The sequence below is a fragment of the Anaeropeptidivorans aminofermentans genome (assembly GCF_940670685.1).
Taxonomy (GTDB): Bacteria; Bacillota; Clostridia; order Lachnospirales; family UBA5962; genus Anaeropeptidivorans; species Anaeropeptidivorans aminofermentans.
Genome location: NZ_OW711693.1, coordinates 3,605,742 through 3,629,993 on the forward strand (window position 1 = coordinate 3,605,742; position 24,252 = coordinate 3,629,993).

The window sequence follows — 24,252 nt, forward strand, 5'->3', positions numbered from 1 at the left end:
AGAGGATTACAGCCACAGCTAAAGAAAAGCAAACCAGTTCTTCTAAACATATCTTAAAGCACTTTCAAGAGCCTTTTTAGATTCCCTTGCCACTTTAGAAGGGCTTGCAGTAGGGGAGCTGATGCTTTGATAAAGCTGAATACTGTTATTTGTTGCATTTGTAGACATCGTGCTTGCCTGAGCCCCTAAAACAGAATACTGCCTGTCGTCTATTTGGGATTCTATGGACTGCACCGATTCTCTGAAGGCTTCCGCATAGGCGTCTCCTGCGCGTTTTCCCGCTTCTCTGTATTCTTCTACCCGTTCGTAAAGCCTGTTGATGATATTGGTGGAGCTTGAATCCATGAGCGCTTCGGTTTCTAAATTATTTTCCTGTGTTTTGACTTTTTTCCCGTCTAAAAATGTCTTATATTCCTTTTCCTGATTCTCATAGTTCTTTTTAAGCTCCTCAAGGTTTTGCTCATTATTGCCTTTAAGCCCTTCAAGTTCTGCTTCAAGCTTTGCCGTATAGCTTTCAAGAGCCTCCTCATGAAAGGCTATTTCAGCATCTCTGTTTTCTTCAAGCATCAGCTTCTGTTCTGCAAGGTTCTCTTTTACGGCATTGATTTGCTCCTGATACATAGCCTTTTCATCTTCAAGAGATTCTTTTCGCTTTCTCTTGTCGTTTTCAGCAGTAAGATTGTCTATTTCCTTTTGCATCTCATATTTGTTGCTGTCGTCTGTCTCAAATTCAAGAAGCCCTCTCAGCCTGTTTATTTTGTCGCTGTATTTATCGTCTTCTTCCTTGCGTTCTTCTTCTTTCAGAAGATTATCTATGGCTTTTATCTTTTCTTCATAAGCTGATATTTCTGCGTTGGCCGCTTCTTCTGCAAATTTTATTTCTTCACTATATCTTGTTTTTATCTCTTCAATTAATTTTGAGGTTTGTTCTTTTTCCTTTGCGATAATCTGGCGGTTAAGCTCTTCTAAGGCCTGGAGCTTTATTTTCCTTTGCTCTTCCATATTCCGTTCTTCTTCTTTGATTGCCTCTAGGGAGAGGGCTATATGCCTGTCATTATAGTCCTGCTGAAGCTGTAAGAGGTCTTCGTACTGCTCTTTTTGCCCATTTGTCATTTTGTCCGTTTTATCCCCATATTGGGAAACAAAATCGTCAATATCCTTATTGATAGCTTCAAGCCATTCACCTACGAGAATTTTTTCTTCCGCCGGCCCAAATTCATATTCCGTTCCGTCCGGTAAAGTCATTCCGTTAAACTGTTTCAGGTTGTTAATATATTTATCGTGAAGGCTTACTGCATTATCCAAGGCTTCCATCCCGATTCCGGAAATTTTATCAGCTAAATTCCTCGTATTATCCTCAATAAGCTTCATAACTTCCTTTTGCTTTTCTCCTATAGTAATCGGAAGTCCCTCATACATCTGGGGTATTTCATCAAACAGCTTTTTATAAGCTTCAATAATAGCCGAAAAATCCGTATTGTCTTCCCTGCCTTTATTGAGCTTTTCTATATTGTCCATTTCTTCTTTATAAAGCTTATCGCCAAGCGCCTTTCTAAGAGGAAAAAGCCGCTTTTCAATTTCAAACGCTTCTTCCTTCGTAAGCTCATATTCCGCTAAAATTGTCCTAAGCCTTTGAATTTCTTCTTCGGCGCTCATTTCAGAAGTGGCCTTAATATCGTCTATGATTTTAAGCTGCTTTTGAAGCTCTGAATTGGTCTTTTCCACATATCCTGAGCTTATGCCGCCGGAACCTGAAGATAACGCCTTTTTGTTTTCTCCTTTGGAAGAGTCTGATCCATATTCCTGCATACTTTTAGATATTTGATCCAGCTTAACTGTCTCTTTAGCAACAGTTTCCTTTGCGCTTTCTATTTCTATGGTTCTTTGTTTTATGGTTTTATTGATTTCTTCAACATCGTATCCCGTATCTCCCTGGGCCAGCTGTAATGCCAGAAGCATTGTAAGCTCAGATTCCATAGCGGCAATTCTGTTTTTAGTTCCCTTTATAACATTTTCAGTTTTCTCCCTTTCGGCATTCAATGTATCCGTAGCCAGCTTTCTGCTTTCTGCCGCTACGATAGATAGTATTTCTCCGTTTTTAAGGGTTAAATCTCCTGTTGATGCAATATATTCTGCAACCTTCGGATAAAGGTCTATAAGCTTATTAAGGGTTTCTGCGCTTAAGTCCTGACCTTGGCTGAGGGCTTTTTGAGACTGCTCTAAAAATTCTAAGCGTTCAGCGGTTTCTTTAATGCTTTGGCTTAATTTCTCCATATCCATCGACTGGGCTAAAATCACTGCCTTATTTTCAGCAACAGCCTTATAATAATTCTGTTCTTTAACCGTTGCTAAACTTCTGGCACTGTTAAGCTTTGCAAGCATCTCCAGCCGCTGTTCTTCCGCAGATCCTACACCGGAAAGGGTAATGCCGTACTTTTCAACTTCCTTTGCAAAATTTAAAATTTTACCTTCTGTGTAGGAAAAGTCATCTCCGCCGGCATCCGCAATGCTTTTATTCACCTTCCCAAGGGTATCAAGTCTTTCAACCAAAAGGTCCAAGCCTTCTCTGCCTTCCTTCAAAGCAGCTATATTTTCTTCATCTACACCAAACTTCATTGCGTTTCTGAAGCCATCGGCGGCGCCTTTAACTTTGTCAAATTCCTCATTAAAGCCTATGGTTTTTTCATGGGCATCGGAAACCATACTGATAACTAAGCCTATTGCTCCTGCAACGCCTACAAGGGGGGCTATTGCAGGATTTAAACTCAATAGATTTCCTATTGCGCCAATACCCTTAACTGCTGCCTGGGCCTTTCCGATAGCAACGATTACCCCGGCAATCCCTCCTGCCAATGCCGTAAGCGTCACTACCGTTTCTTTATTCTCTAATATAAATTCTCTTACTAAGTTCAGTATTGAAGTTAAGCTTTGCATAAGCTCTATGGCAACAGGGGCAAGGGCCTCTCCAAATGCCGCGGCAACCCCCGTCACAGAGGATTTAAGCTGTTCTTGGCTTCCCGCAAGGGTATCTGCATAGGTCGCGGCGTTCCCCATAAAAGATTCCGTTTCCTTCATAAAACCGTTATATGTAGCCTGCGCTTTTTCAGCTTCGGTTAAGCTTTCGGCGGTCTTTCCTAAGCTCAATGCGTACTCTTCATACATTTTAGAAAGAGGCTTTGTAACTCCGGAAGCCTCTGCCAATGCAGAATTTCCGTTCTTAATGCCTTCTGTCGTCGCCTTTACCGCTTCGCTTAAAGTATATTGAGACTGCCTGTTTTTTACGGCGCTGTCCTTAAGCCTGTCTACCATTTCAGAAGCCTGATAAAGGGTATATCCATATTGAGTCAGATTTTTTATTGCTTCTTCCGCATCAGAAACAGACAGGAATCCATCAGCAGATTTCTGCTGAACAATATCCATGGCAGCTGATGAGCTGATACCCAATTGAAGCATATTTGCGCTCAGATTATTCATAACAGTGCTATACTCACTAAAAGTGTCAAGGCCTGTCTTTACCCCGGAAGATACTGCACTGAAAACAGCACCGGCCGCCGGCAGGGCCGCTTCTAATCTTTCAGAAAATCCTGAGCTTTTTTCTTTAACCGCTTCTATATCTATTGCTACTTCTTTAAGCTGGGCTGAAACTGCCCCTATGCCTACAGCGCTTGCCTCTATTTGAATGCTTCTTTCGATATAGCTGATTTTTCGCTTTATATCACTAAGTTCTGAGCTTGCAGTACTGCTTTCGATTTCAACTTCAATGCTTATTTTCCTTTCAAGTTCTTTTGCCTTTGAACTGATTTCTTCAAGCTTTGATTTAAGCTCATCGCTGCTTGATAAATCCATAGGAATGGAAAGCATCGCTTCTATTTTATTTTTTTCATTATTAAGCTCAGAAAGCTTCATTTTCATCTCTGAAATTCTTTCAGAATCCACCGGAAAACTAATTGCCCCTTCAAGAATCTCTTTTCTTTTTTGAAGTGAAGAAAGCTCTTCTTTTAGTTTATTAAGCTCTCCCTTATGAACCTTCATGTGGAGTTCTTCTTCAAGAAGCTTTTTCTCTTTTTTCAGGCCTTCAAGGCTTTTCTTGGCGGCTTCCACCCCTTTTTTTACGCCTTCCGCAGAAGCCCTAAGGTGTATTATGATTTCATTGTTATTCACTTTGTCACCTCCTCTTGCTTAAAATCCGAAGAAATCCATCCCTGTAACTTCATTCTTTTCTTCTCTGTCCGGCAGCCTGTGCATTTCGTTATGTTCATATAAAATCTCTCCTATTTCATCAATATAATAGTCGTTTAGGAGCTCTTTTTTTGTTATTCCTATAGAAAGGCAGCAGGCAATCAGTCTTTGAAGCCAGTAGTCAGGGTCGGAGCTATCTTCATATCCTTTATTTTTCCTTTTATTTCCCCTGCTACTGATATGAACTTTCCCAGCTCATTTACCTCTAGAAACGCAAGGATAATATCTCCAAAACCAGAAATACCTATATTTTCGTCATTTAAAAGCCTCTCTTCCGGTATATTGGTAAGCTCCGATACAAAACCCACAATATATGTCGGAGCCAGTATAAATAAAGAAGTAGCCATCTCCGTAATCTTTCCTGTATCCACCGTATAAAAAATATCCAGAATCTCATCAATGCTCTTTTCCGGAAAACATTTTCCCAGAAAGTCAGCAGGAAACTCCTTTATTCTTTCAAGCGCATTTAAATAGCCCCCTATGGGGAGCTTTTTTATCTCGTATCCGCATACCTTTTTTGACCTTGGTAAAGATAATCCTGTTTTATCTTCCGGCTTGTTTAATTTAAACATGATTTCCTCCTTGTAGTGGTAGTCATTATAAATTTATATGTACTAAATCAGTTCCAGAAAATCGTAAGCTGATTTAGTATGTATTTAAAAAACTTATTTAGCTTAACAGTAATTTTGCTATTAAGCTAAATAAATAGGCTGCCCAAAGTAATTTTTTACTCTGAACAGCCTATTGCAGGAGCGTATAGTCAATTTGCTTTCATTCCGCTGCAAGTATTTTATTTGAAGATAAATTTATTAGAAGCAACAAAAGCCTATTCCCAACAGGCTCATCGTTACCAATCAAAAACAAGTTTGATAACCATAAGAAGACACCCGCTTAAAAAAGGGATGGATTATACCTGTATCCTTTTTCAAGTTCACTTAGATAAAAATATAGATTTCCTTTAGAAACGGTACATTTTTAAGCCTGCGTGAATATACGGCTTTGTTACTGTTTAACTTCAAATTTATGATAAAGGGGCATAAACAAGGGAAAAGCAAATTGGCAATGCTATATTTCATATTTATTCAAGTATACGCATGCCAGCTATGTAATGGGCGGCCCGCTCCTGCTTTTCTTCATATTAAATTTAAGGTGTTTCAGGAAGTGTTTCTATGGTATCAAGCCATACTAAGTCGGCGGCCGATTCCGTATCCTTAATCTCACCCGGGCTTCCGTCCATTGCTCTTTTTGTAAATGTTCCGACAATCTGATACGCATTTATTTCAGAGCCGTCTCCCTTTGTCTTTACACCTGTTTCATTAATCTCGCTTACTGTAAAGGAAAACATCTTGTACATACGGTAGTCTCCGCTTGCAGTTGCGCATCTGAAAGATAACGCATATTCATTATTCTTTCCCTGAGGATTCCACTTAAGGGCCTTTGTTTCCGGGTCTATTTCTCCAAATCCAAGCTTAGCCATAAGTTCAAGGTCCATTTCCGCTACGGTAATCGTAACCTTAAGGCCATTCCAGCTTTTCATATTAAGATAAAGCCTGTCGTCTGCATAAATCTTTGTTTCACTGGCGTCCGTTTCTTTTGTCATTTCCTGAGCCTCAGGAAGATCGAAGCCTTCTCCTACCTCATAGCCCTCTGAGCTATTCTTAATCACGGGAAAAAGCTTAAGCCTTGAAAAACCCTGTAATGCAAGCTTCTTATTTGCTGCCATATAAATCATTTCCTTTCTGTTTAAAATATTTTTACCCTTTGGTTCGTTTTACGGCTTATTTTAATAGCCGCAGTCTCCTTAAAGTTATGATTAAGAGACTTGGAAAGCTTATTTCTTTATATTAAAGCTTTACCACTATCATAGTAGCATCTGAAAAGTCTCACACAGTATCATCTGCCTCTTTAGCCAATCCCATTTCAAAATTGCATTGCCTAAGAAAAATATCTTTAAACAGAACATTATTTTAAGCCCAGGACATATCCCATACGTCCTGGGCTTAAACGAAAAAGCTTCTAAAAAATATGTACTGTTTCTTCTCCCTTTATTATTCTTAAGGCGCCTGCTGCAAGAGCTTCCAGCTCATATTCTCCGGGTCTTATAACCACCTCTCCTATAAAGCCTATCATTTCGGCTATTTTATCCGTTATAAATTTAGAACGGGCTATGCCTCCCGTTAATATTACAGCATCACATCTTCCCTTAAGAACCGGTGCAAGGGAACCGATGGTTTTTCCTATGGTATAGCACATGGCAGTAAGTATAAGCTCTGCTTTTTCATCCTTCTCCAAAGCCATCTTTTCTATTGTTCTCACATCGGGGGTGCCGAAATAAGCCTTCAGGCCTCCCTGCCCCCTTACCCTCTTTTTCATTTCTTCTTTCGTAAAATTGCCGGAATAGCAAAGCTCTATAAAATCCAGCAAAGGCACAGACCCAGACCGCTCCGGTGAAAAACAGCCGAAATCATCTCCTACAGTGTCTATGATTTTACCCTTTTGATATACGCTTACAGAAATACCGCCCCCTAAATGGGCCACTATTAAATTCATTTCTTCATAGGCCTTTCCTAAGGATTTGGCATATTCTATGGCATTAGCCCTGCAGTTAAGCACATGGGAAAAGCTATTGCGTTTTATTTCGGGAAAGCCTGTAATTTGGGCCACCGGAAGGATATCGGAGGCGGAAACAGCATCGTATATATAGGCCTTCCTGTTTGCTTTTTCTGCAATATCATAGGCTATGAGGGCTCCGAGATTGGAAGCATGGGGTGAAACCCCCTTTTCATTTACTATCATGTCTATCATTTTTTCATTGATTAAATACCCGCCTGTTTTTAAAGGCGGGAGAAGCCCTCCTCTGCCTACGATTGCAGAAAGCATATCAGGGTTTATTGCATGCTTCATAAGAAGCTCTTCTGCTATACGGCTTCGCATTTGCCTTTGTGACACTATAGAAGGATATTTTTCAAGCTCCTTATGCTCATGCTCCATAGTCTCTGTAAAAATAGGGGTACTGTCTGAAAATAAGCCTATTTTAGTCGAGGTAGAGCCGGGGTTCACAGCTAATATTAAATGAGCCATAGTCCTCCCCTTTCTATAAGGATAAACATAAAAGCATGGATAATCTTTTTTCTTCCTCGCTTGCGCCCCTTGAAGAAAGCACAATGGGAACCTCTGCCCCAAGAATGCAGCCTGCCATTTTTGCCCCGCCAAGAAAAGTAAGGGCCTTGCTCATAATGTTTCCGGCGGATATATTCGGCATAACAAGAAAATCCGCCTTTGACCCAATGCGGCTTTTTATGCCCTTTATTGCCGCCGATTCAGGGCTTATGGCTAAATCCATGGATAATGGCCCTTCTACGATGCAGCCCTTTATTATCCCTTCTTTATTAAGCCTTGTAAGCTCCTTTGCTTCTAATGTTTCCGGCATTTTTTCGTTTACGGTTTCCACGGCGGACAGAATAGCAACCTTCGGCTCTGAATATCCTAAAGAATGCATAAATTTGACCCCTTCTTCTATAATTGCTCTTTTCTGGTCCAAGGTAGGATAAGGTATCATTCCTCCGTCGGACATAAACAACAGCTTCTCATATCCTCTTGTCTCAATGACAGCCATATGGCACATAACGCCCCCTGTTGAAATCCCCTTTTCCTTATTAAGGACCGCTTTTAGAAGGACAGCCGTCTGAATATTCCCCTTCATAAGCAAATCCGCCCTTTTTTCCTTTACTAAGGCAACTGCCTTTGAAGCCGCTTCTTCCTCAGTATCTGCGGGAATAATTTTTTCGTCTGAAATGCTTTTCCCCATATTCTCGCAAATTTCAAGCGTCTTCATACGGTCCCCTACAAGCAAATAGTTGATGCCAAATTCCTCTTCCGCGTCAAATACGGCTTTCAGCGTATGTAAATGGTTTGATGCGGCTACGGCTATAATCTTGCCTCTTGCCCTATCTCTTTTGCTTAAAAGCTCATCGAAATTCTGAATCATTTCTGCCCTCCCCTATATTTCTATAACAAGATATATTCTTCTGCCCCTATAAACTATACAAGTTAATTTTATAATCATGATGACTAAATTTCAACCGTTAATTTACTTTGAAGATTATGATACTTATCCATATTATAAAGAGGACGGCTGTAAAATAAATTTTACAGCCGCCCTCTCTGGCATTAATCACGCTGAAACATTTCTTAAAGCTTGCTTCAAATGGCAGGTCTTCAATTATACTGATTTACTTTAAAATACCTCCTAAGAATTTAAATCCAGAACCAATACTTCCCCTTCTTTATTTACTTCTAGTATTTTAGGTTTTATGTCACTATAAGCAGTCTCATGATTTATATTTTTATGCTTATCTAAAATTTTCCCGCTTGAAAAAACAGTAATAAGCCTGTCTTTAAAAAACTTCTTATATCCCTTAGTCTCCGCCTGATGGCCTCGTACAAAAATATCAAAGCCTATATGCTTTCTAAATGCTTCAAAATGGTCCTCTGTGAATCTGAACCTTTTTCTGTCTTCTCTTAAATCGTCTTCTGTAACCGCCGGGTCGCTCCACATCATATTATTTACTATGGTAGCGCCTAAGCAATCTACGATGCTTTCATTTGTAAGATCTGAAATGCTTTTTATATATATAAAGGGGTTCTTTTCTTCTTTCAAAGGCCTTGGAATACCTCCGTGGGCAAGCAGTAAAATTATATTCTCATGGCATATAAAAGAAACATTGCTTAAGCTGTCAAATAACTTTAAGTATTTATGAATCATAGCTTCCGGAAATGTTTTATTTGATTTTGTTAGGTTATAAAGATACGGCAGGAACCAGTCTTTATCCGCTTCCCCTTCAGGCATTCTTACGCACAGTTTAATTTCTCCCTTTTCAAAGCTTCCACCGTCGTGATTTCCCCTTTGAATATATATATTTTGAGGGAACAGATATTTTAAGGTTAAAATACATTGCAGGGTTTTAAGATGGGCCTTGCCTCTGTCCACATAATCTCCCAGAAATATCAGCTTGATTTTTTCTTTATTTATGACTCTATGAAAGAAATCCGTCTTTTCTAAAATCCTTTCAATGCTTATGGTATCGGAATGAATATCTCCTATGATATAATAATGGCATTTAGGCTCCTTAAATGAATAAATATGACAGCCTCGTCTGCCGTTTTCAAGGTTTTCTTTTGCTGTTTGAATACTGATATTCTCCTTAAACACCGCTTCGTTTATTTTGCTGTTTTCTTCAGTATGGATATTGCAAACTTCATCTATTAAAAATTCATTTACTTTATACATAAGCGTTAAATCTGTTCTGTCTGAGTTCTTTAAATTTTTCCAAACTAAATCAAGGGTCTTAAAAAAATCATTTTTAATTTCTTCTTTATTCTTATATTTATTGTTTAAAAGATTTGCTTTTATTTCGTTCATTAATTTTACTATGTGTCTGTAATCCTTCATTTTATCATCCTTATTCCAGTGTATTGCATCCTAATTAAATCATTAATAGCAGTATAGCATATACCATAATATAGGTGTATATAATTTCAGCAATTTAACACTTTCATGAGATAATTCTTTCTGAATATACTTGTTTATTTCATTCTTCCATATAATAATATAAACAAAATCAAGAATACACATTTTGTTTATATTATCATTTCTTGAAAAAAACAAGAGCAGAACCCTGCGCTTATGGTATGATAAATATAAATTTTATCTTGGGGGTATGCAAATGATTTCAGTGGAGTTTGAAAAAATAGAAGCAGTAGATGACGCTCTTTTGGAATATGCCGTTATTGTAAGCCGATACAATAATAAATGGGTATACTGTAAGCACAAGGACAGAGAAACCTGGGAGATACCCGGTGGCCACAGAGAACCTCAGGAGCTTATAACAGATACCGCTAAAAGAGAACTATATGAAGAAACCGGCGCCGCAGATTATGTGATTTCGCCTGTTTGCGTATATTGTGTTAACAGAGGAAGTAAAAGCTATGGCTTATTATGCTATGCAGATATTAAAAGCCTTGGTGCGCTTCCTGCATCTGAAATTGACCATATAAACCTTTTTGACTCTATTCCTGAATCTCTTACATATCCAGAAATACAGCCCTTTTTATTTGATAAAATAAATCATTGGCTTAAAAACAAATAATGTTCTACGAATGAAGTATCAATAAAAAATTCATACTTAATAATTCCTTCGGTTCGGCCTTTATTCAAAATATTCAGACTGAGTTTTTATTATTTGTATGCCTTCTTCCTCCTGCCGTTTTAATAAGGCTATAATAAGCCGGAATATTTTGAGGTTTAATAAAGTATTTCAATCATCATAGGCCTTAGATACAGCCTAAAAGCCCCCGTTTAATAGCAAGGGCTTTTGATGACAAAATTTTTTATTTATATTATTAATTATACTAATCCTTTGCAATAGGAATCCCTGTAAGCTTTATATAAATTTCCGTCAGCTGCTGGCTGTGCTGTTCCTCGTCGGATACGTGTTCCCGTATTATGCTTTCAATATTATTAAATTCCTTCATGCCAAAGATTTTTATAAGAGTTTCCCTATTGGAGTTCATGTACTTTAACAGATAAGTATATTCCAGTATGGCGTCCTGCTCATCCTTATTGTTTCTGGCTACCCATTCAACCAATGTCCATAAGTAATGCATACTATGATCATTCATATTTTCCCTCCTCTTTTACTATTTATATGAGAAGCATCTATTATTTGCCACACTTGGAAGCCCGATTGCATATAGCACTTTAGTCTAATTAAAAATAAAAAACACTGTCTTTCTCTGCTCTTTTTTACCGGTTTAATTCTATTATTATAATATTTAATATATGGTATTATTATATTAAATGACTTAAACAGACCTTTTCAAAGAAAGGAAAATGTTTATGAAGAAAATAAGAATTGCTTTTATTGCTTTATTAAAAAATTCTAGAATATAACAGATATCTTTTTTATAGAGTAATAAATATTAAATGGCTTGTGCCTCCTGTATAATTTTTTTAAATATGAAAACAGGCTTATCATCTTTCCATACCCATACTTTTATCTCCAGAAAACGTATTCATAAAGAAAGGGAGATAATGTCTATGTGTAAAAATCGACCTTTGCGTTTTATTGTATACATACTATTTTTCTGCTTTTTCTCCATTTTAATGTTAAACGGCTGCACCATAAAACCCAATAAAAATGAATTCATTACAAAAGAAGATTTATCAGAAGAAATTTCAGATATAAAAACCCGTAATCTTCAAAAATTATGCAAGGTTTGGGGCTATACGAAATATACGCACCCTGTATTTTTGCTTGGTCAAAAGGATTGGGACGAAGAATTGCTTAATTTAATACCGATTATTTCCTCGGCAAATAGCGAAGAAAAAGCGAACGCTATTCTTTATGATTGGTTCATAAGCCTTGGGGAAATCAATTACGGAACAACTTCCAGATTGGTGGAATGGAAGTACGTAAAAGAAGAAGACATCCTTATTCAGGCTGATACAAGCTGGATTAAAGACGAAGCCTATTTAGGCAAAGAGCTTTCTTCGGCTTTATCAGCCCTTGGAGAAATCCCTGCCGTCAGCCGGTCAAAGGCGCCCGTATTTTTTGATAGTTTTCCAGAGGCTGCTCTTTCATTAAGTAATTTTAAAAATGAGAAAAGTTATGAGGATATGGATTACAGTGATACTAATTACCGTCTTTTAGGGCTTTTTCGGTTTTGGAACGCCGTAGAATACTATTTCCCCTATAAGGATATTATGGATTATGATTGGAACGAACTTTTAATTGACTTTATCCCTGAAATGCTTAAAGGAACAGATAAGCAAAGCTATGAACTAACCTTGGCTGCAATAGGGGCAAAGCTCAACGATGCCCACGTATACTTTACGGATAACACCTTCCTGCGGAATCAATTTGGTTTTTATTCCGCCCCTGTAAGCATAACAAAGGCAGAAGGCCATTTTGCAGTTTTGAATGTTTATAAAGCATATCAAGATCTTTGCCCTCTAAAACCGGGAGATATTCTGCTGCAATTAAACGGTATTGACATCAAGGATAAAGCAGAAGAGATTAAAAAATATAAGTCCTATACGGAAGATACCAAGCTGTTGGCAACAATTGCCCCCTATATCTTAAGGTCTCATGAGAAAACCATGGAAGTTACCGTTCTTCGAGACCGTGAGGAGCTTACCCTTACTGTGGAAGGAACAGATATATACCTTCATCCAAGCATGGAGTTTACAAAGTCTTACGAAATTCTTGAAAACAATATCGGCCTAATCAATCCGGCTATCCTTGAAAAAGGAGAAATCCATCAGATTATGGCGGCCTTAGCGGATACCAATGGGCTGATTGTGGATCTTAGGCAGTATCCGTCGGACTTTCTTACCTATAGCCTTGGGGAATATTTCATAGACAGAAGAATGCCCTTTGTCCTCGCGACGCAGCCGTCAAAAGCAGTTCCCGGTACCTTTATATACTCTCTGCCCTTATATTCCGGCAGAGTAGACAGAAGCTCCGGCTTTTATTATGAAAATAAAGTTGTCCTCTTAATGTCTGAAAATACATGGAGCCAGCCGGAATTCACAATTATGTCTCTTAGAAACGGCCCTAATGTTACTGTCATGGGAGAAAACTCCATCGGTGCAGACGGCAATGTCACGGATTTGCCCCTTCCCGGCGGAAATCATGTATTATTTACCGGCTTAGGGGTTTATACCCCCGACGGCGGTCAGACCCAGCGCACCGGCCTTTCCCCAGATATTTATGTAGAACGGACCCTTAAAGGCATTAAAGAAGGCCGAGATGAATTTATAGAAGCTGCCGTTGAGTATATTTCAAATAATAAATAAAACATCATCACGCACCTCTTAGTAAAACAAATAAACTTTGTTTTTGTTTTGCTATATAATAATTTTATTATGAAGAAGTAGAAAAAGTCTATTCCCATCAGGCTCAAAAACAGAAATTTTCTTGGAAAACAGTACGTTTTTGAGCCTGCATGAATATGCGGCTTTACTGCTGTTTAATTTTAAATTTACTATAAATAAAAGGAGGGTTCACATGGTTAAAAGTTTTTTCAAAAAACAGGAAAGGTGTAAAGCCTGTTACGATTTTTTATCCGCCGAAACGATGTACTTAGGCTTCTGCAAGAAATGCGCCCCCAAGGAGATTTCAAAGCTTAAAAAGCGAATCATAATTTCAGCCGTTCTAGGGCTTTTTTTGACTATCCTTGCCTTTTACGGAATCCATTATGCCCGGCTAAATTATTTAATCTCCGAACGAAGCAGAGATACTGTGATAATTCCAACCTTTTTCGGCTATTGGAGCATGAATATCAGAGCCTTTACCGCCATGACCACCCTTTCTGTTCAGAAGACAATTCTGCTGGCCCTTGGATGCTTTCTAGCCCCCTTCGGCGCTTATGTCCGTTTGGAGATTAATACCCATCGCCCTCAGGCGGAAGCCGGCCTCTACGACCTGGACCTTGCCGCCGGCAATGCGGCCGTCAGAGTCGGCCCTCAGAGAATCGATGATATCAGCCTTTTCATCGTATCCTTGATTCTTTCTGCCTTATCCGGTCCGTTTTTCTTTTTTTACCGGCCTTATAAGCTTAGGCAGTTATTGAGTTATATGAAGAGCCAATAATATACCTTTTTATATAAAGAATCCTTGTTTGACTAAATATAGCTGCCGTTATATACTTAGGTTGATTGTATCCAGCTATAAAAATATCTGCTCCGTATAAATTGCAAGGACAGAAACTTATATACAATGGCCAATGAAAGGGGGAGAGCCTGATAGATAAAATTACCGTCTGGACAAAGCAAAATAGAGCCGTTCTGAAAGAGCTAGAGGAAAAAGGCAGGTATGTGGCTAAAAAGGAATATATTTTTAAAGATTTGGGAGAACACGCCCATTTGGTATTGGAGGTTTATGATTGGCTCGTCAGAAATACGCCTAATGCCGCCCAAAAGCCCAAGGACGCGGAATACCCCGTATGGGTGTCTCTGGCAAAGGAAGCCACAATGCTTCAAAGCGACGATTCAGTTATCCTTGAGCTTACTTTAGACCCAGCCTTAATTACCATGGTGAACATCGGCAAATGGGGAACCATGCTTAATTATTCCTATATTCCCGCAGATGAGAAGGATGCTAAAAGGCACCAGCAGCAGCTTCAGCTATACGGCGTAAGCGATACAAAAGCCTATATGTCCCAATTCTATCCCCAGATAAAAAGAGAAATTTTAAACAGCTGGAGCCGTTTATTTGATGATTCTATTTTGCTTGACGGCCATGGCTGCTACGGAAACCTATGGGAGGTAAAAAGCCGATGGATAACAAATGTAATACAGTAATGCTTTATTCTTCTCAGTCCCCAATTGTAACAGAGATTTTGTACCGTGACGGCATCTGTTTTTCAAAGAAAGAATATGTCCTTAAAAAATATCAGGAAAGCGCCCCTATTTTTATGGCGGCCTATGACTTCTTTGTTTCAGAGGCAGAAAAGTATGTTCCCAAGCCGGAAGGGGCCGAATATCCCTACTGGGCCTTTAAAGATTTATACAGCTTGGAATCCTCCGGCGACAGCAGTGTTTTGCAATTATCCGTCCCCGTAGATGAAGCAATCTTTTTTGACATGTATGATTTTAATAAAATACTTCGTCTGCAATACATCGGCGAAAATGATGAAGACGAAATAAAATTTCAAAAAATGCTCAAAGATTACGGTATGCGCCATGAAAGCGATATCATTCTTACGAATTTTTATCCTGATTTAAAGCGCCAAGTACAAAACAGCTGGAAAAGATTATTCCGCCACCATGAAAAAATAAAGGCCGGCGATACTGAAAGTATCGGAAGCGTTCAGGTAGGATTATGGCAGATAAAAAAAGACTGGCTTGTAGTAAATTTCATATAAAGAAGCAGCAAAAGCCTATTCCCATCAGGCTCAAAAACACGGATTTCCTTCGGAAACATAGTGAAATTGCCTTTATACCATAATAGGCCATAAGGCTTTTAATATATAAATCAAATAAAGGCAGTTTCACAAAGGCGATTTACTATATTTCTTTTAAAGCGCATTTTTGAACCTGTGTGCATATACGGCTTTGCTACTGTTTAACTTTAAATTTACTATATATCATCATAGCCTTGCTTTACAAAAACGAAATTTGGATTTGTTTCAGAAATTTATGCCGCCACTTGCTAAGTTTACAGGTTATTTTAAATCACAGTTACTCTGTTCTCTAAGTTGGTGACTTTTCATGATAATCATAACTACCGGCTTAGCCGGTAGTTTGCTCTGCCCCTATAAGGGGCTCTTACTGGCATGCGTCTGAGGACGCATCGAAGCGGTTTGCCAACCGCATTTACTTCCCAATAACCGCTAAAGCGGTTTATTTTTTATTTCCTTTCACTGGCTCCCCCGTAAACGGGTCAATATATTCTAACAATGAAATTTGATCTGCTACTTTATCTTCTTGTATTTGATTTCTAATGTATTCTTCTATTTTTTTCGCATTTTTACCTACTGTATCAACATAATATCCTCTACACCAGAAATGTCTATTCCCATATTTATATTTTAAATTTGCATGTCTATCGAATATTATTAAAGAACTCTTTCCTTTCAAATATCCCATTATCTCTGATACACTATATTTAGGTGGTATTCTGACTAACATGTGTATATGGTCACTACAACATTCTGCTTCTATTATTTCTATACCTTTTCTTTCACATAATTCTCTAAGTATCTTTCCTATATCCGCCTTTAATCTTCCATAAATTATTTGTCTTCGATACTTTGGAGCAAATACCAGATGATATTTACATTCCCAGGTTGTATGTGATAAACTATTTTTGTCCATCGGACACACCTCCTATGATCTAATAATTGTGGTTGGCAAACCCACTTTATTTTATCACAGGGGGTATTTTTCTTGAAGCTAAAGCATTTTCCCTCCACCTGCATAGCAGGTGGTTTATTGTATGAGATACAATAAAAACCATGCGCGAAATTTCGCACATGGTTTTATTTTATAAATATGCAAAGCCAGAAAGCTCCTTTTTAGCTTAACAACAGCAATATATTATAATACCCCATCATCAATATACAGAAGGCAAGCACTATAGGAAGGGTTTTTCCAATTAATTCGCCAAGGGTAATATTGAAATAATCGGAAATAATCACAAGGCATACGTGAGTAGGTGACAAAAGGCTGGCACCGTGGCATATACACATTAAAAGCACCATTAAAGGCATACCTCCGTCAGGTATCGCGGTAAAAGCAAGGGTCGTACCAAGGGCAATAATACCGCTTGAGCCTGTAATCAAACAGCCGAAAAAGAATAAAAGGGAAAATATCATATACATGGGGATTGGAAGCATTGAAAAGAAGTCCGGCAGCATATAAATGGTTCCCGTATAGGTTATAAATTCTTTTAAAACCAGCACCAGAAACATATTCCCAAGCATTTTAGGCTCAATGGCCCCTTTAAACAGAGGACGAAGCTCCGTCCACTTTAATTTATAAATAAGAATCGAAGCTATGATTACAATGAATACAGATAACAGGGTCGACAGCTTAAAGGCGATGATTAAAAATATAACGGTCAAAAGGGACCATAAATGACCGAAGAGCATAAATACGTCTTTCAGCTTGTTAGTGGATTTTTCTTCATTTCCTGTATCTTTAGGTAACTTCCGTAAATAAATATACCCTAAAATAGCCAAAGTAATCACAGGAATAATCATGCCTACTATAAACTCGGATAATGCAACCCCAGCCAAGGTAGACATGAGAATAACCCCAGGATATGTAGGTAAAGTGCTTTCAGGAATATGGCGGTACCAATTGGCAACAAAGGCCTGCTCTTTCGTGTCCAGATATCCTTCTGAGGATTCCTTTACAATATCACCGCATAAAATCATTGCGGCGGCGGAAGGCAGAAGCCCTATAAAGAAAGGGGCAATGGAAGCATTAATCCGCCTGTTATTGAATATCCGGTTTAAATCTTTTTGGGCTAATTTTATCTGACTGCGTTTTTCAAGTATCCGCTGTAAAAAGGTTATAAAATAAAACACAAACAGTATGGACATGGATTTCCAGCTGGTAACAACATCTGCAAAGAGCCTTACCGATTGAAAAGCACTGATTCCAAAAAGAATTATTGATGCTGCAATGCCGGCTAATACAGCCTGATATAAAGGACGCTTTATCCACAGTATGACGATAATAATTAAAAACACCGCCGCAAGCTTTGCCACTTCCATAGTTACCAATTTGCCACCTCTCCGGATATAAGATTTAGTAAGAATACAATTCCCAAAGAAAAATATAAGCGTAAAACCTGCGCTCATAATTACAATATAAATAATACAGATATTACCTAAAAATCTTTTTATAGGTAATATAGACCCTCACTTAAAAATCATTTGCAAGCTTATATTCATATTATTTTTTAAGTTCGCTTCATATAAACTTCTGTTCTTCTCAAAGCCTACTGCTTTCCATAAGACTCAACCTCTCATTTTCTATCTATAAGTTTAAAGCAAAGTATTCGTTTCATCAATAGATTCTGTTTCATAATATCATTATTTCTTATAATTTCTGTATTGACAAAAAAAGCTACCTTCAATGAATAACAGGTAGCTTTTAATACTCTAAAATTGTTTTTAAAATATCTCATGCTGATTTTATGCCACGCCGTAAATTTTAATATCTGAGTCGGGGCTTCTAAGAGGCTTTAAGCTGATAAATACATCCTTTTTAAATAAACCTGATTCAAGGCATGCCTTTGCAGAATAAATACTATTAAAGCCGTGGAGTTCCTGAATGTCCTTCTTCATAAAGAGTTCCCTTAATACTGCTCCTTTACTGCTTTAGGAATGCTTTTACGGTATTTTATACAAATGCCTGCTGCTGGGCGGTTATTATCGTCCATTGTCATTAAAATTTCCAAATATGCTTTTGCACTTATAATTATACTTATTCAGCTTGAAAACTGTCTTGTTGTTTTTAAGTTGAATAAGCTTTTCTTTATCCTATAGTAAATAAACTTGAGCTTTTTTCAAGTTCATTTGCTATATTACCTCTGTATCATTACATTTATAGCTCATAGTAAAACACATTTAATTACAGTAATAAAAATTAAATATTTTGAACAGCTTAATATAGCGCTTTTATATATTTAAACGGTTTATAAAAAACAAATTTTTGCTGCTGCCTTGCTTTATTTTGCTGTAACCATGACAAGAAGTATATCAAAGCTGCTTGGAAGGGTAAATATATTAGCAAATTTATAATTAGCTAATAATTTTAATAGTATGGGCTATGTCAATTGATTGCATGTTTTACAGGGGGGAAGCTTTTTATCCAGTCTGTCTTTTGTCTGCTGCCTCGACCAATGGCAAATGCTCTGTAAAATAGGCAGTACCGATTTTGCCTTCTCTGTTAAAGAATATTCAACCTTGGGCGGTATTTCATTATACTGCTCACGATTTATTAACCCGTCTGCCATCAGCTCCTTTAGCATAGAAGCAAGAACGGCATCGGTTATATTGCCAAGCTCCTTGCGGATTGCATTATAGCGTATGACAGAATTAGCGGAAAGCACACAAAGAATCCTTGATTTCCACTTTCCCCCAAACATATCTAACCCGTATTCAATGGGGCACATAATTTCTTTTTCCATCTTTGGCTCATATTTCATTGTTATCACCTACACTATGTATTTTATAGTAACTATATCAATGAGATGCTGCTGTGTCAATAAGTAGCATCTCAACTCTCCATTAGATTTTTCTGTCTATTTTTTATTTTAATTTATCCGTATAATTCAAATAATATATTATTTTATTAAATATTATGGTTTACAGGACGTCGGCTTTGTAATATACTGGAGGAAATAAAGCATTGCAGGAGGTATATTCATGAAAAAGATTTATAGAATTAAGCCGGTTTATTTATCCTTTATCTGGGGGGGCAGAAAGCTCATTGATGCTTTCAATATTGAAACGGATTTAGATAATATAGGCACCATCTATAATGTCATTGCCCTTCCCGGGCATCTGGATAATGAGGTGGAAGGCACAGGCCAAACCCTCTCGGAATTCTACAAAAATAACAAGGCCCTTTTTGGCTGCGATGAGGAAATTTTCCCGGTGAGAATGACCATCACCTGCAATGAAGGCATGCAGTCTTATCATCTGCATCCTACAGATGCATATGCCCTTACCCATGACGGCACAAAGGGCAAGGTTTCCGGCGCTGTTTCCATTACAGAGTCTGACAGCGTTAAGCGCAGCCTCTTCGGCAATAAAGCTGTCTCTCTTGACCACTTCAAGGAGCTTGTAGCAAATAAAGACTGGGATAATCTTTTTACTTATGTTGAGGTAAAGGAAGGGGATTATCTGCATACCCCCGCCGGTGTTATTCATGGGGGTAAAGGGGGCGGCGGAATTAACGTGACCTTCTCCACCAACAGTGATATTACATACCGTTTTTATGATTATGACAGGAACGATCCGGAAAGGAAGCTGCATATGCAGGAGGTATATGACTGCGTTAATATTCCTGAGGTGCCTTTTGGCCCCATTCATGCAGAACCTATAGAGCAAAACGGCATAAGCCTTTATAAATATTATAATGTTGCCGGCGAATACATTGCCATGCGTATTAAAACCAAAGAAAAAGGAAGCTTCCAATACGATAAATTTCTTTTTATGACCTGTGTAGAAGGCTGCGGCGAAATTGACGGTTATTCTATCAAGCCTGGGGAAACAGTGTTTATTCCTGTTCATTATGGCCCCATATCCTTCAAGGGTAAAATGGATTTAATGGTTTTATCCTATAGAAAATCATAACCCAGCCAAGAATCACCAAATTTTAAGCCAAAATACCTGTATCTTCTTAAATATACAGCGTTTTATTGAATATGCGAATTATTCATAAATTTTTGAACTAAAATGAAGTATATGCATATTCAACAAATATTCCTTGATTTATTCTTTAAATAACTGCAATATTTGGTTTTTATTTATATATTGTGAATAATTTGAATAATTTAGTTTACATTTTCTTTAGGCTGTGCTATATTGAATTTATATTAGGCAAACTTAAAAAGGATAGCAATGCAAGGTTATAAATCATTTTTAAGGGAGCGTCTCCTTATAGTTAAACAAACTCTTTTTATCTTTGTTAACTATAATTTAGTGAAATTAGAATAATGCAAGAATAAGCCTCTTTATAAAATTTTAAAACGCTATGAGACATAAGAAGAGGGTAAAATCATAGCTTTCATTCTTGCATTAATGAAATTTAAAAAGGAGGAGTCCTATGGTTATTCACTATCGAGTTGACGAAAGAGTCATTCACGGCCAAACCCAGACCAAAATTACAAAAGAAACCCGCTGTGACGGCATACTGGTAATTGATGACGAAATTGCAGCAGACCCCTTTATGATGCAGGTCTATAAAGGAACATTGCCGTCTATGAAGGTACTCTGTTTTACGGTTGAAACGGCTCTTAAAAAATTACCTGAGGCGGAAAGTTCCTCAAAAAACTATATTGTCATATTTAAAAAACCCGAAGTAGCCGCCCAGATGGTAAAAGTCGGCTATCGGTTCAAAGGCACATTAAACATCGGCCCCCAGGCCGTAAGGCCAAATTCAACCTATATTATGCAGATGCTCGGCCTTACACATGAGGAAATGGAAGCTCTTGATTTCATCGAGTCCACCGGTACAAATATTATCCTAAACCCCACCTTCACAACACCCAATTATACATGGAAAGAAGCCAAAGAATCTTTAAAAAGCAAATAGAAATGACTGTTGTAAGATTTATTTGATTTTAAATGCACTTCATTCTTTCAGGTGTAAAAATAAATTTATTATATAATATAGTTCATTTGATTTTATTTCCCCGTAAATATAGAAAATAAACTTCAAAGGAATCAAGTTTATTTTCTATAAGCTGAAAAAAATTTATTAAACCTAAAAACAAAAAGTCTATTTTTAAGTTTAATAAGTATATTTGACTACAGAAGGCTCAAAACAAAATAAACCTAAATAACAATGCTATGGTTTCATCATTCAAATATAAGCGCAGTATATTTTGGAGAAGCCCTCAAAATCGCTGCCTGTTATTTTTATGCAAAAAATTAAAGTTAGGAGGAGTAATATGAATTATCTGCAAGTAGCACTCATATCCGTTTTATTCTACATAGCAAGCGCATACAGCTCTATAGGCGGATTCGTAATCAGCAAGTACACTTTGGCAAGGCCTTTAATCGGCGGCTTCCTTTGCGGCTTAATCCTTGGCGATATACAAAAGGGCCTTGAAATCGGCGTAGCCTTCCAGCTGGCCTATATGGGGACCTTCGCCGTAGGCGGTGCCATCACTATGGATATTGGAACCATTTCTTATCCGGTTATGGCAGTAGCAATTATTTCAAATTTGGACGTCGGTGCCGCTCTTGCCATCGCAACCCCTATTTCCATGCTTGCGGCAAACCGTATTCAGGTTGTTCGTTTCGCTAACACCATATTTTCAAACATTATGAAAAAAGGTATCGACGAATATAATTTTATGAAGATTAAGCTGGGTCATATCTTTTTGCCCCAATTGTTCTTCTTCGTTCTTTCCTTCGGCCTTTCCTTTGCATTTATCGTTTTAGGTGCGCCGGCTCTTCAAAGCTTAATTGATATCATGCCCGATAAGCTGATGCAGGCCTTTAATACCTTCTCTAAGGTCCTTCCTGCTGTAGGTATGGCAATGCTTCTAAAATACAATATTTCCAATAAGTTTATGTTTCTGTTCTTCGTGCTGGGCTTTATGATGTTTTCTTCTATGAAAATGGCCTTTATCCCTATCTCCATTGCAGGGCTTGTCATTGCCTACCTTTATTACAAAGCAGATTCAAGACCGGCCGCCGCCGCTGCTGCTCAGGCCGACACTGTCCCTGTTTATAGCGACGCAGACGAAGAACTTTAGGAAACTGCAAACGAACTATACTAATTATCTAAAATTTGCAAGGAGGTTAATATAATGGCAGAAAACCCTGATGTAATCAACCAGCAGAACGTTATTTCAAGAGAACCCCTGACAAAACCGGAACTGAAAAAGCTTTTCTGGGGATACCAGCTGCTTTATTCCTTTTCCATTAACTTTAAAAACTGGCACGGCAATGGCTATGCCTATAATATGATTCCCTTATATAAGAAATATTACAATAAACAAGGCCAAGTCGACGGCATGAACCGCCAGCTGGACTTCCATAACAATGAACACACCACCGCAAGCATTATCTGGGGCATTATGGTGGGCATGGAAGAACAAATGGCCCTCGGTAAAGAAGTTACAGGCGATATGATAAGAACCACAAAATCCGCTTTGATGGGCCCTGTAGCCGGCGTAGGCGATTCCCTTGTTCAGGCGACGATTGTACCCTATTAACAACCATCGCCATCTCCTTAACAGGCCTTGGAGATAATTTAAGCCCCCTTGGCTGTATTCTTTATTTATTGGCAACGCCCATTGCTTTATGGAGCTATGCATGGATTTTATATAATCAAGGCTATAAAGTAGGGCGAAATGCAGTAACCCTTTTATCCGGCGAAATCATGCAGAAAGCAAGAACCGCCATTTCTGTTTTCGGCGTTATTGTCATTGGCGCCCTTTCGGCAAGCTATGTAGGGGTTAAAACCCCATTGCAGTTTACGGCTTCCGCGGAAGCAGATCCGATTGTGCTGCAAAATATTTTTGACGGCATCTTTCCAAACGTTTTGAGCTTGCTGCTTGTTTTATTCTGTTACTTCTTAGTATCAAAGAAAAACGTTTCCATCGCGAAGCTTATCTTTGGTCTTATGGCCGCCGTCATCGCCCTTACTTACCTGGGCATTATGTAAGGAGGGCTTTGAAGAATGAATCTTGTAAACACAAATGATATATATAAAAAGGCCATGGCTAAAGATTATGCCATCGGCGGATTCTGCGGCTATAATATGGAAATGATTCAGGCAATTATTGAAGCTGCCGAGTTTGAAAAATCCCCTGTTCTGGTGCAGGCCTCCTGCCGTGTCATAGATTACGCAGGAGCAGACATGATTAAAGCCATCACAGAAATTGCCGCGAAGAAAGCATCGGTTCCCATTGCCCTAAATTTAGACCACGGCGACACTATAGAGCGCTGTATAGAATGTGTAGACAGCGGTTTTACCTCCGTTATGCTTGATAATACCGGGCTTCCTTTCGATGAGCAGGTAAGACGCACAAAAACCGTCGTAGACTATGCCCATCCAAGAGGAGTAAGCGTCGAAGGAGAAATCTGCCATAAGGTAGAAGGCCCTGAGCTATATAGAACAAGCGTAGAAGAAGCCGTAAAGTTTGTCGAGCTCACTGGCTGTGATTCTTTATCCATATGTGTGGGAAATGCCCACGGCCAAGCCCCCGACCATGAAAAGCAATTTGATTTCGAGCTTCTTGAAAATATCCATAAGGCTATTCCGGAGATTCCTCTTGTGCTTCACGCCACAAGCATCTTCTCTAAAGCCTTTCTGGATAAGGCAAATAGCTACAATGCAGGCATTGCCTACAGTAAAAACTTTTCAGAAGCCGATCTGCATGCTACCATGCCCCACGGTGTTTCTAAAATTAATTCCTGTATGGACTTGAAAATTGCAACCACTACTGCAATCCGCCAATATATGCAGGAAAACCCCAGGGAAATGGACCCGAGGAAATATTTCGCCATGACGAGAACTGCTTTGATAGAGCATATCCGCTATAAAATAAGAAACACCTTTAGAAGCTCCGCTCAGGCTTAAAACATGGCGGTGAAACAGAGAAACTCCCCAGTGCGCTGATGTATACTAGGCAGTGTCTGAAAACGGTCAAACCGACAAGAATGATAAATAAACTAAAGTTTATTTATCATTTTACAGCAGAAATACATTTTTCAGCTTGTAAGCTAAAAAAGTATTGTTTGTAAGGAAGT

General features: G+C 38.4%; 20 protein-coding genes and 1 pseudogene. 10 read left to right on the plus strand and 11 right to left on the minus strand.

Going from position 1 to position 24,252, the window contains the following annotated elements; translation table 11 throughout:
- Window positions 1-42: 42 nt before the first annotated feature.
- The 6 genes from NBX03_RS15170 to NBX03_RS15195 form a co-directional block, all read right to left on the minus strand.
- Entirely contained in the window at window positions 43-4,161 is a 4,119-nt protein-coding gene (locus NBX03_RS15170; RefSeq protein ID WP_250228612.1) for a hypothetical protein, read from the minus strand.
- Between the two features lie 179 nt (window positions 4,162-4,340).
- Entirely contained in the window at window positions 4,341-4,811 is a 471-nt protein-coding gene (locus tag NBX03_RS15175) for a hypothetical protein (protein WP_250228613.1), read from the minus strand.
- Between the two features lie 572 nt (window positions 4,812-5,383).
- Window positions 5,384-5,962 carry a major tail protein gene (locus tag NBX03_RS15180; protein WP_250228614.1) on the minus strand — a complete coding sequence of 193 codons (579 nt, stop codon included), beginning with the start codon at window positions 5,960-5,962 and terminating at the stop codon, window positions 5,384-5,386.
- 293 nt (window positions 5,963-6,255) lie between these two features.
- Complete coding sequence (gene buk / locus NBX03_RS15185; protein WP_250228615.1) at window positions 6,256-7,320, minus strand: butyrate kinase; 1,065 nt, start codon at window positions 7,318-7,320, stop codon at window positions 6,256-6,258.
- Window positions 7,321-7,333: 13 nt separating this feature from the next.
- Window positions 7,334-8,227: a phosphate acyltransferase gene (locus NBX03_RS15190; protein WP_250228616.1), complete on the minus strand. Its 894-nt coding sequence runs from the start codon at window positions 8,225-8,227 to the stop codon at window positions 7,334-7,336.
- A gap of 261 nt (window positions 8,228-8,488) precedes the next feature.
- Complete coding sequence (locus tag NBX03_RS15195) at window positions 8,489-9,691, minus strand: metallophosphoesterase family protein (protein WP_250228617.1); 1,203 nt, start codon at window positions 9,689-9,691, stop codon at window positions 8,489-8,491.
- Window positions 9,692-9,965: 274 nt separating this feature from the next.
- Here NBX03_RS15195 and NBX03_RS15200 point away from each other — a divergent pair, with 274 nt between their 5' ends.
- Window positions 9,966-10,388 carry an NUDIX hydrolase gene (locus tag NBX03_RS15200; RefSeq protein WP_250228618.1) on the plus strand — a complete coding sequence of 141 codons (423 nt, stop codon included), beginning with the start codon at window positions 9,966-9,968 and terminating at the stop codon, window positions 10,386-10,388.
- A gap of 262 nt (window positions 10,389-10,650) precedes the next feature.
- Here NBX03_RS15200 and NBX03_RS15205 read toward each other — a convergent pair whose 3' ends face one another.
- Window positions 10,651-10,920 (minus strand): hypothetical protein, encoded by a 270-nt coding sequence (locus tag NBX03_RS15205; protein WP_250228619.1) that lies wholly within the window; start codon window positions 10,918-10,920, stop codon window positions 10,651-10,653.
- A gap of 418 nt (window positions 10,921-11,338) precedes the next feature.
- Here NBX03_RS15205 and NBX03_RS15210 point away from each other — a divergent pair, with 418 nt between their 5' ends.
- The 4 genes from NBX03_RS15210 (at window position 11,339) to NBX03_RS15225 (ending at window position 15,168) form a co-directional block, all read left to right on the plus strand.
- Window positions 11,339-13,099: a S41 family peptidase gene (locus NBX03_RS15210; RefSeq protein WP_250228620.1), complete on the plus strand. Its 1,761-nt coding sequence runs from the start codon at window positions 11,339-11,341 to the stop codon at window positions 13,097-13,099.
- A gap of 211 nt (window positions 13,100-13,310) precedes the next feature.
- A complete protein-coding gene (locus NBX03_RS15215; protein ID WP_250228621.1) occupies window positions 13,311-13,895 on the plus strand; it encodes a hypothetical protein in 585 nt (194 codons plus the stop codon).
- A 152-nt stretch (window positions 13,896-14,047) separates the two neighbouring features.
- Window positions 14,048-14,605, plus strand: a complete 558-nt coding sequence (locus NBX03_RS15220) for a DUF3841 domain-containing protein (RefSeq protein WP_250230295.1) — start codon at window positions 14,048-14,050, stop codon at window positions 14,603-14,605.
- Window positions 14,581-15,168: a DUF3841 domain-containing protein gene (locus NBX03_RS15225; protein ID WP_250228622.1), complete on the plus strand. Its 588-nt coding sequence runs from the start codon at window positions 14,581-14,583 to the stop codon at window positions 15,166-15,168. Before NBX03_RS15220 ends, NBX03_RS15225 begins: the two co-directional genes overlap by 25 nt.
- Before the next feature lie 478 nt (window positions 15,169-15,646).
- Here the strand turns inward: NBX03_RS15225 and tnpA are convergent, their stop codons facing one another.
- The 4 genes from tnpA to NBX03_RS15245 form a co-directional block, all read right to left on the minus strand.
- Window positions 15,647-16,120 (minus strand): IS200/IS605 family transposase, encoded by a 474-nt coding sequence (gene tnpA, locus NBX03_RS15230; RefSeq protein ID WP_250227316.1) that lies wholly within the window; start codon window positions 16,118-16,120, stop codon window positions 15,647-15,649.
- 200 nt (window positions 16,121-16,320) lie between these two features.
- Complete coding sequence (locus NBX03_RS15235; protein ID WP_250230296.1) at window positions 16,321-17,526, minus strand: DUF401 family protein; 1,206 nt, start codon at window positions 17,524-17,526, stop codon at window positions 16,321-16,323.
- 423 nt (window positions 17,527-17,949) lie between these two features.
- Window positions 17,950-18,102: a hypothetical protein gene (locus NBX03_RS15240; protein ID WP_250228623.1), complete on the minus strand. Its 153-nt coding sequence runs from the start codon at window positions 18,100-18,102 to the stop codon at window positions 17,950-17,952.
- Between the two features lie 482 nt (window positions 18,103-18,584).
- Window positions 18,585-18,965 (minus strand): winged helix-turn-helix transcriptional regulator, encoded by a 381-nt coding sequence (locus tag NBX03_RS15245; protein WP_250228624.1) that lies wholly within the window; start codon window positions 18,963-18,965, stop codon window positions 18,585-18,587.
- Window positions 18,966-19,185: 220 nt separating this feature from the next.
- Between NBX03_RS15245 and NBX03_RS15250 the strand changes: the two genes are divergently transcribed.
- From NBX03_RS15250 to NBX03_RS15270, 5 genes and pseudogenes are all read left to right on the plus strand, one after another.
- Entirely contained in the window at window positions 19,186-20,118 is a 933-nt protein-coding gene (locus tag NBX03_RS15250; RefSeq protein ID WP_250228625.1) for a class I mannose-6-phosphate isomerase, read from the plus strand.
- A 472-nt stretch (window positions 20,119-20,590) separates the two neighbouring features.
- Window positions 20,591-21,079 (plus strand): PTS sugar transporter subunit IIB, encoded by a 489-nt coding sequence (locus NBX03_RS15255; protein WP_250228626.1) that lies wholly within the window; start codon window positions 20,591-20,593, stop codon window positions 21,077-21,079.
- A gap of 358 nt (window positions 21,080-21,437) precedes the next feature.
- Window positions 21,438-22,250 (plus strand): PTS mannose/fructose/sorbose/N-acetylgalactosamine transporter subunit IIC, encoded by an 813-nt coding sequence (locus tag NBX03_RS15260; RefSeq protein ID WP_250228627.1) that lies wholly within the window; start codon window positions 21,438-21,440, stop codon window positions 22,248-22,250.
- Window positions 22,251-22,304: 54 nt separating this feature from the next.
- A pseudogene (locus NBX03_RS15265) lies at window positions 22,305-23,164 on the plus strand (PTS system mannose/fructose/sorbose family transporter subunit IID).
- 15 nt (window positions 23,165-23,179) lie between these two features.
- The gene (locus NBX03_RS15270) at window positions 23,180-24,082 is read left to right on the plus strand and encodes a class II fructose-bisphosphate aldolase (protein WP_250228628.1); all 903 of its coding nucleotides are present in this window, start codon (window positions 23,180-23,182) and stop codon (window positions 24,080-24,082) included.
- Window positions 24,083-24,252 lie beyond the last annotated feature (170 nt).

Coding starts and splice junctions, on each gene's coding strand:
- NBX03_RS15210 (WP_250228620.1), top strand. CDS start 11,339: ATGTGTAAAAATCGACCTTTGCGTTTTATTGTATACATACTATTTTTC.
- NBX03_RS15215 (WP_250228621.1), top strand. CDS start 13,311: ATGGTTAAAAGTTTTTTCAAAAAACAGGAAAGGTGTAAAGCCTGTTAC.
- NBX03_RS15190 (WP_250228616.1), bottom strand. CDS start 8,227: ATGATTCAGAATTTCGATGAGCTTTTAAGCAAAAGAGATAGGGCAAGA.
- NBX03_RS15180 (WP_250228614.1), bottom strand. CDS start 5,962: ATGGCAGCAAATAAGAAGCTTGCATTACAGGGTTTTTCAAGGCTTAAG.
- NBX03_RS15205 (WP_250228619.1), bottom strand. CDS start 10,920: ATGAATGATCATAGTATGCATTACTTATGGACATTGGTTGAATGGGTA.
- NBX03_RS15195 (WP_250228617.1), bottom strand. CDS start 9,691: ATGAAGGATTACAGACACATAGTAAAATTAATGAACGAAATAAAAGCA.
- NBX03_RS15250 (WP_250228625.1), top strand. CDS start 19,186: ATGAAAAAGATTTATAGAATTAAGCCGGTTTATTTATCCTTTATCTGG.
- NBX03_RS15270 (WP_250228628.1), top strand. CDS start 23,180: ATGAATCTTGTAAACACAAATGATATATATAAAAAGGCCATGGCTAAA.
- NBX03_RS15225 (WP_250228622.1), top strand. CDS start 14,581: ATGGATAACAAATGTAATACAGTAATGCTTTATTCTTCTCAGTCCCCA.
- NBX03_RS15260 (WP_250228627.1), top strand. CDS start 21,438: ATGAATTATCTGCAAGTAGCACTCATATCCGTTTTATTCTACATAGCA.
- NBX03_RS15175 (WP_250228613.1), bottom strand. CDS start 4,811: ATGTTTAAATTAAACAAGCCGGAAGATAAAACAGGATTATCTTTACCA.
- NBX03_RS15200 (WP_250228618.1), top strand. CDS start 9,966: ATGATTTCAGTGGAGTTTGAAAAAATAGAAGCAGTAGATGACGCTCTT.
- tnpA (WP_250227316.1), bottom strand. CDS start 16,120: ATGGACAAAAATAGTTTATCACATACAACCTGGGAATGTAAATATCAT.
- buk (WP_250228615.1), bottom strand. CDS start 7,320: ATGGCTCATTTAATATTAGCTGTGAACCCCGGCTCTACCTCGACTAAA.
- NBX03_RS15240 (WP_250228623.1), bottom strand. CDS start 18,102: ATGAAGAAGGACATTCAGGAACTCCACGGCTTTAATAGTATTTATTCT.
- NBX03_RS15235 (WP_250230296.1), bottom strand. CDS start 17,526: ATGGAAGTGGCAAAGCTTGCGGCGGTGTTTTTAATTATTATCGTCATA.
- NBX03_RS15245 (WP_250228624.1), bottom strand. CDS start 18,965: ATGAAATATGAGCCAAAGATGGAAAAAGAAATTATGTGCCCCATTGAA.
- NBX03_RS15255 (WP_250228626.1), top strand. CDS start 20,591: ATGGTTATTCACTATCGAGTTGACGAAAGAGTCATTCACGGCCAAACC.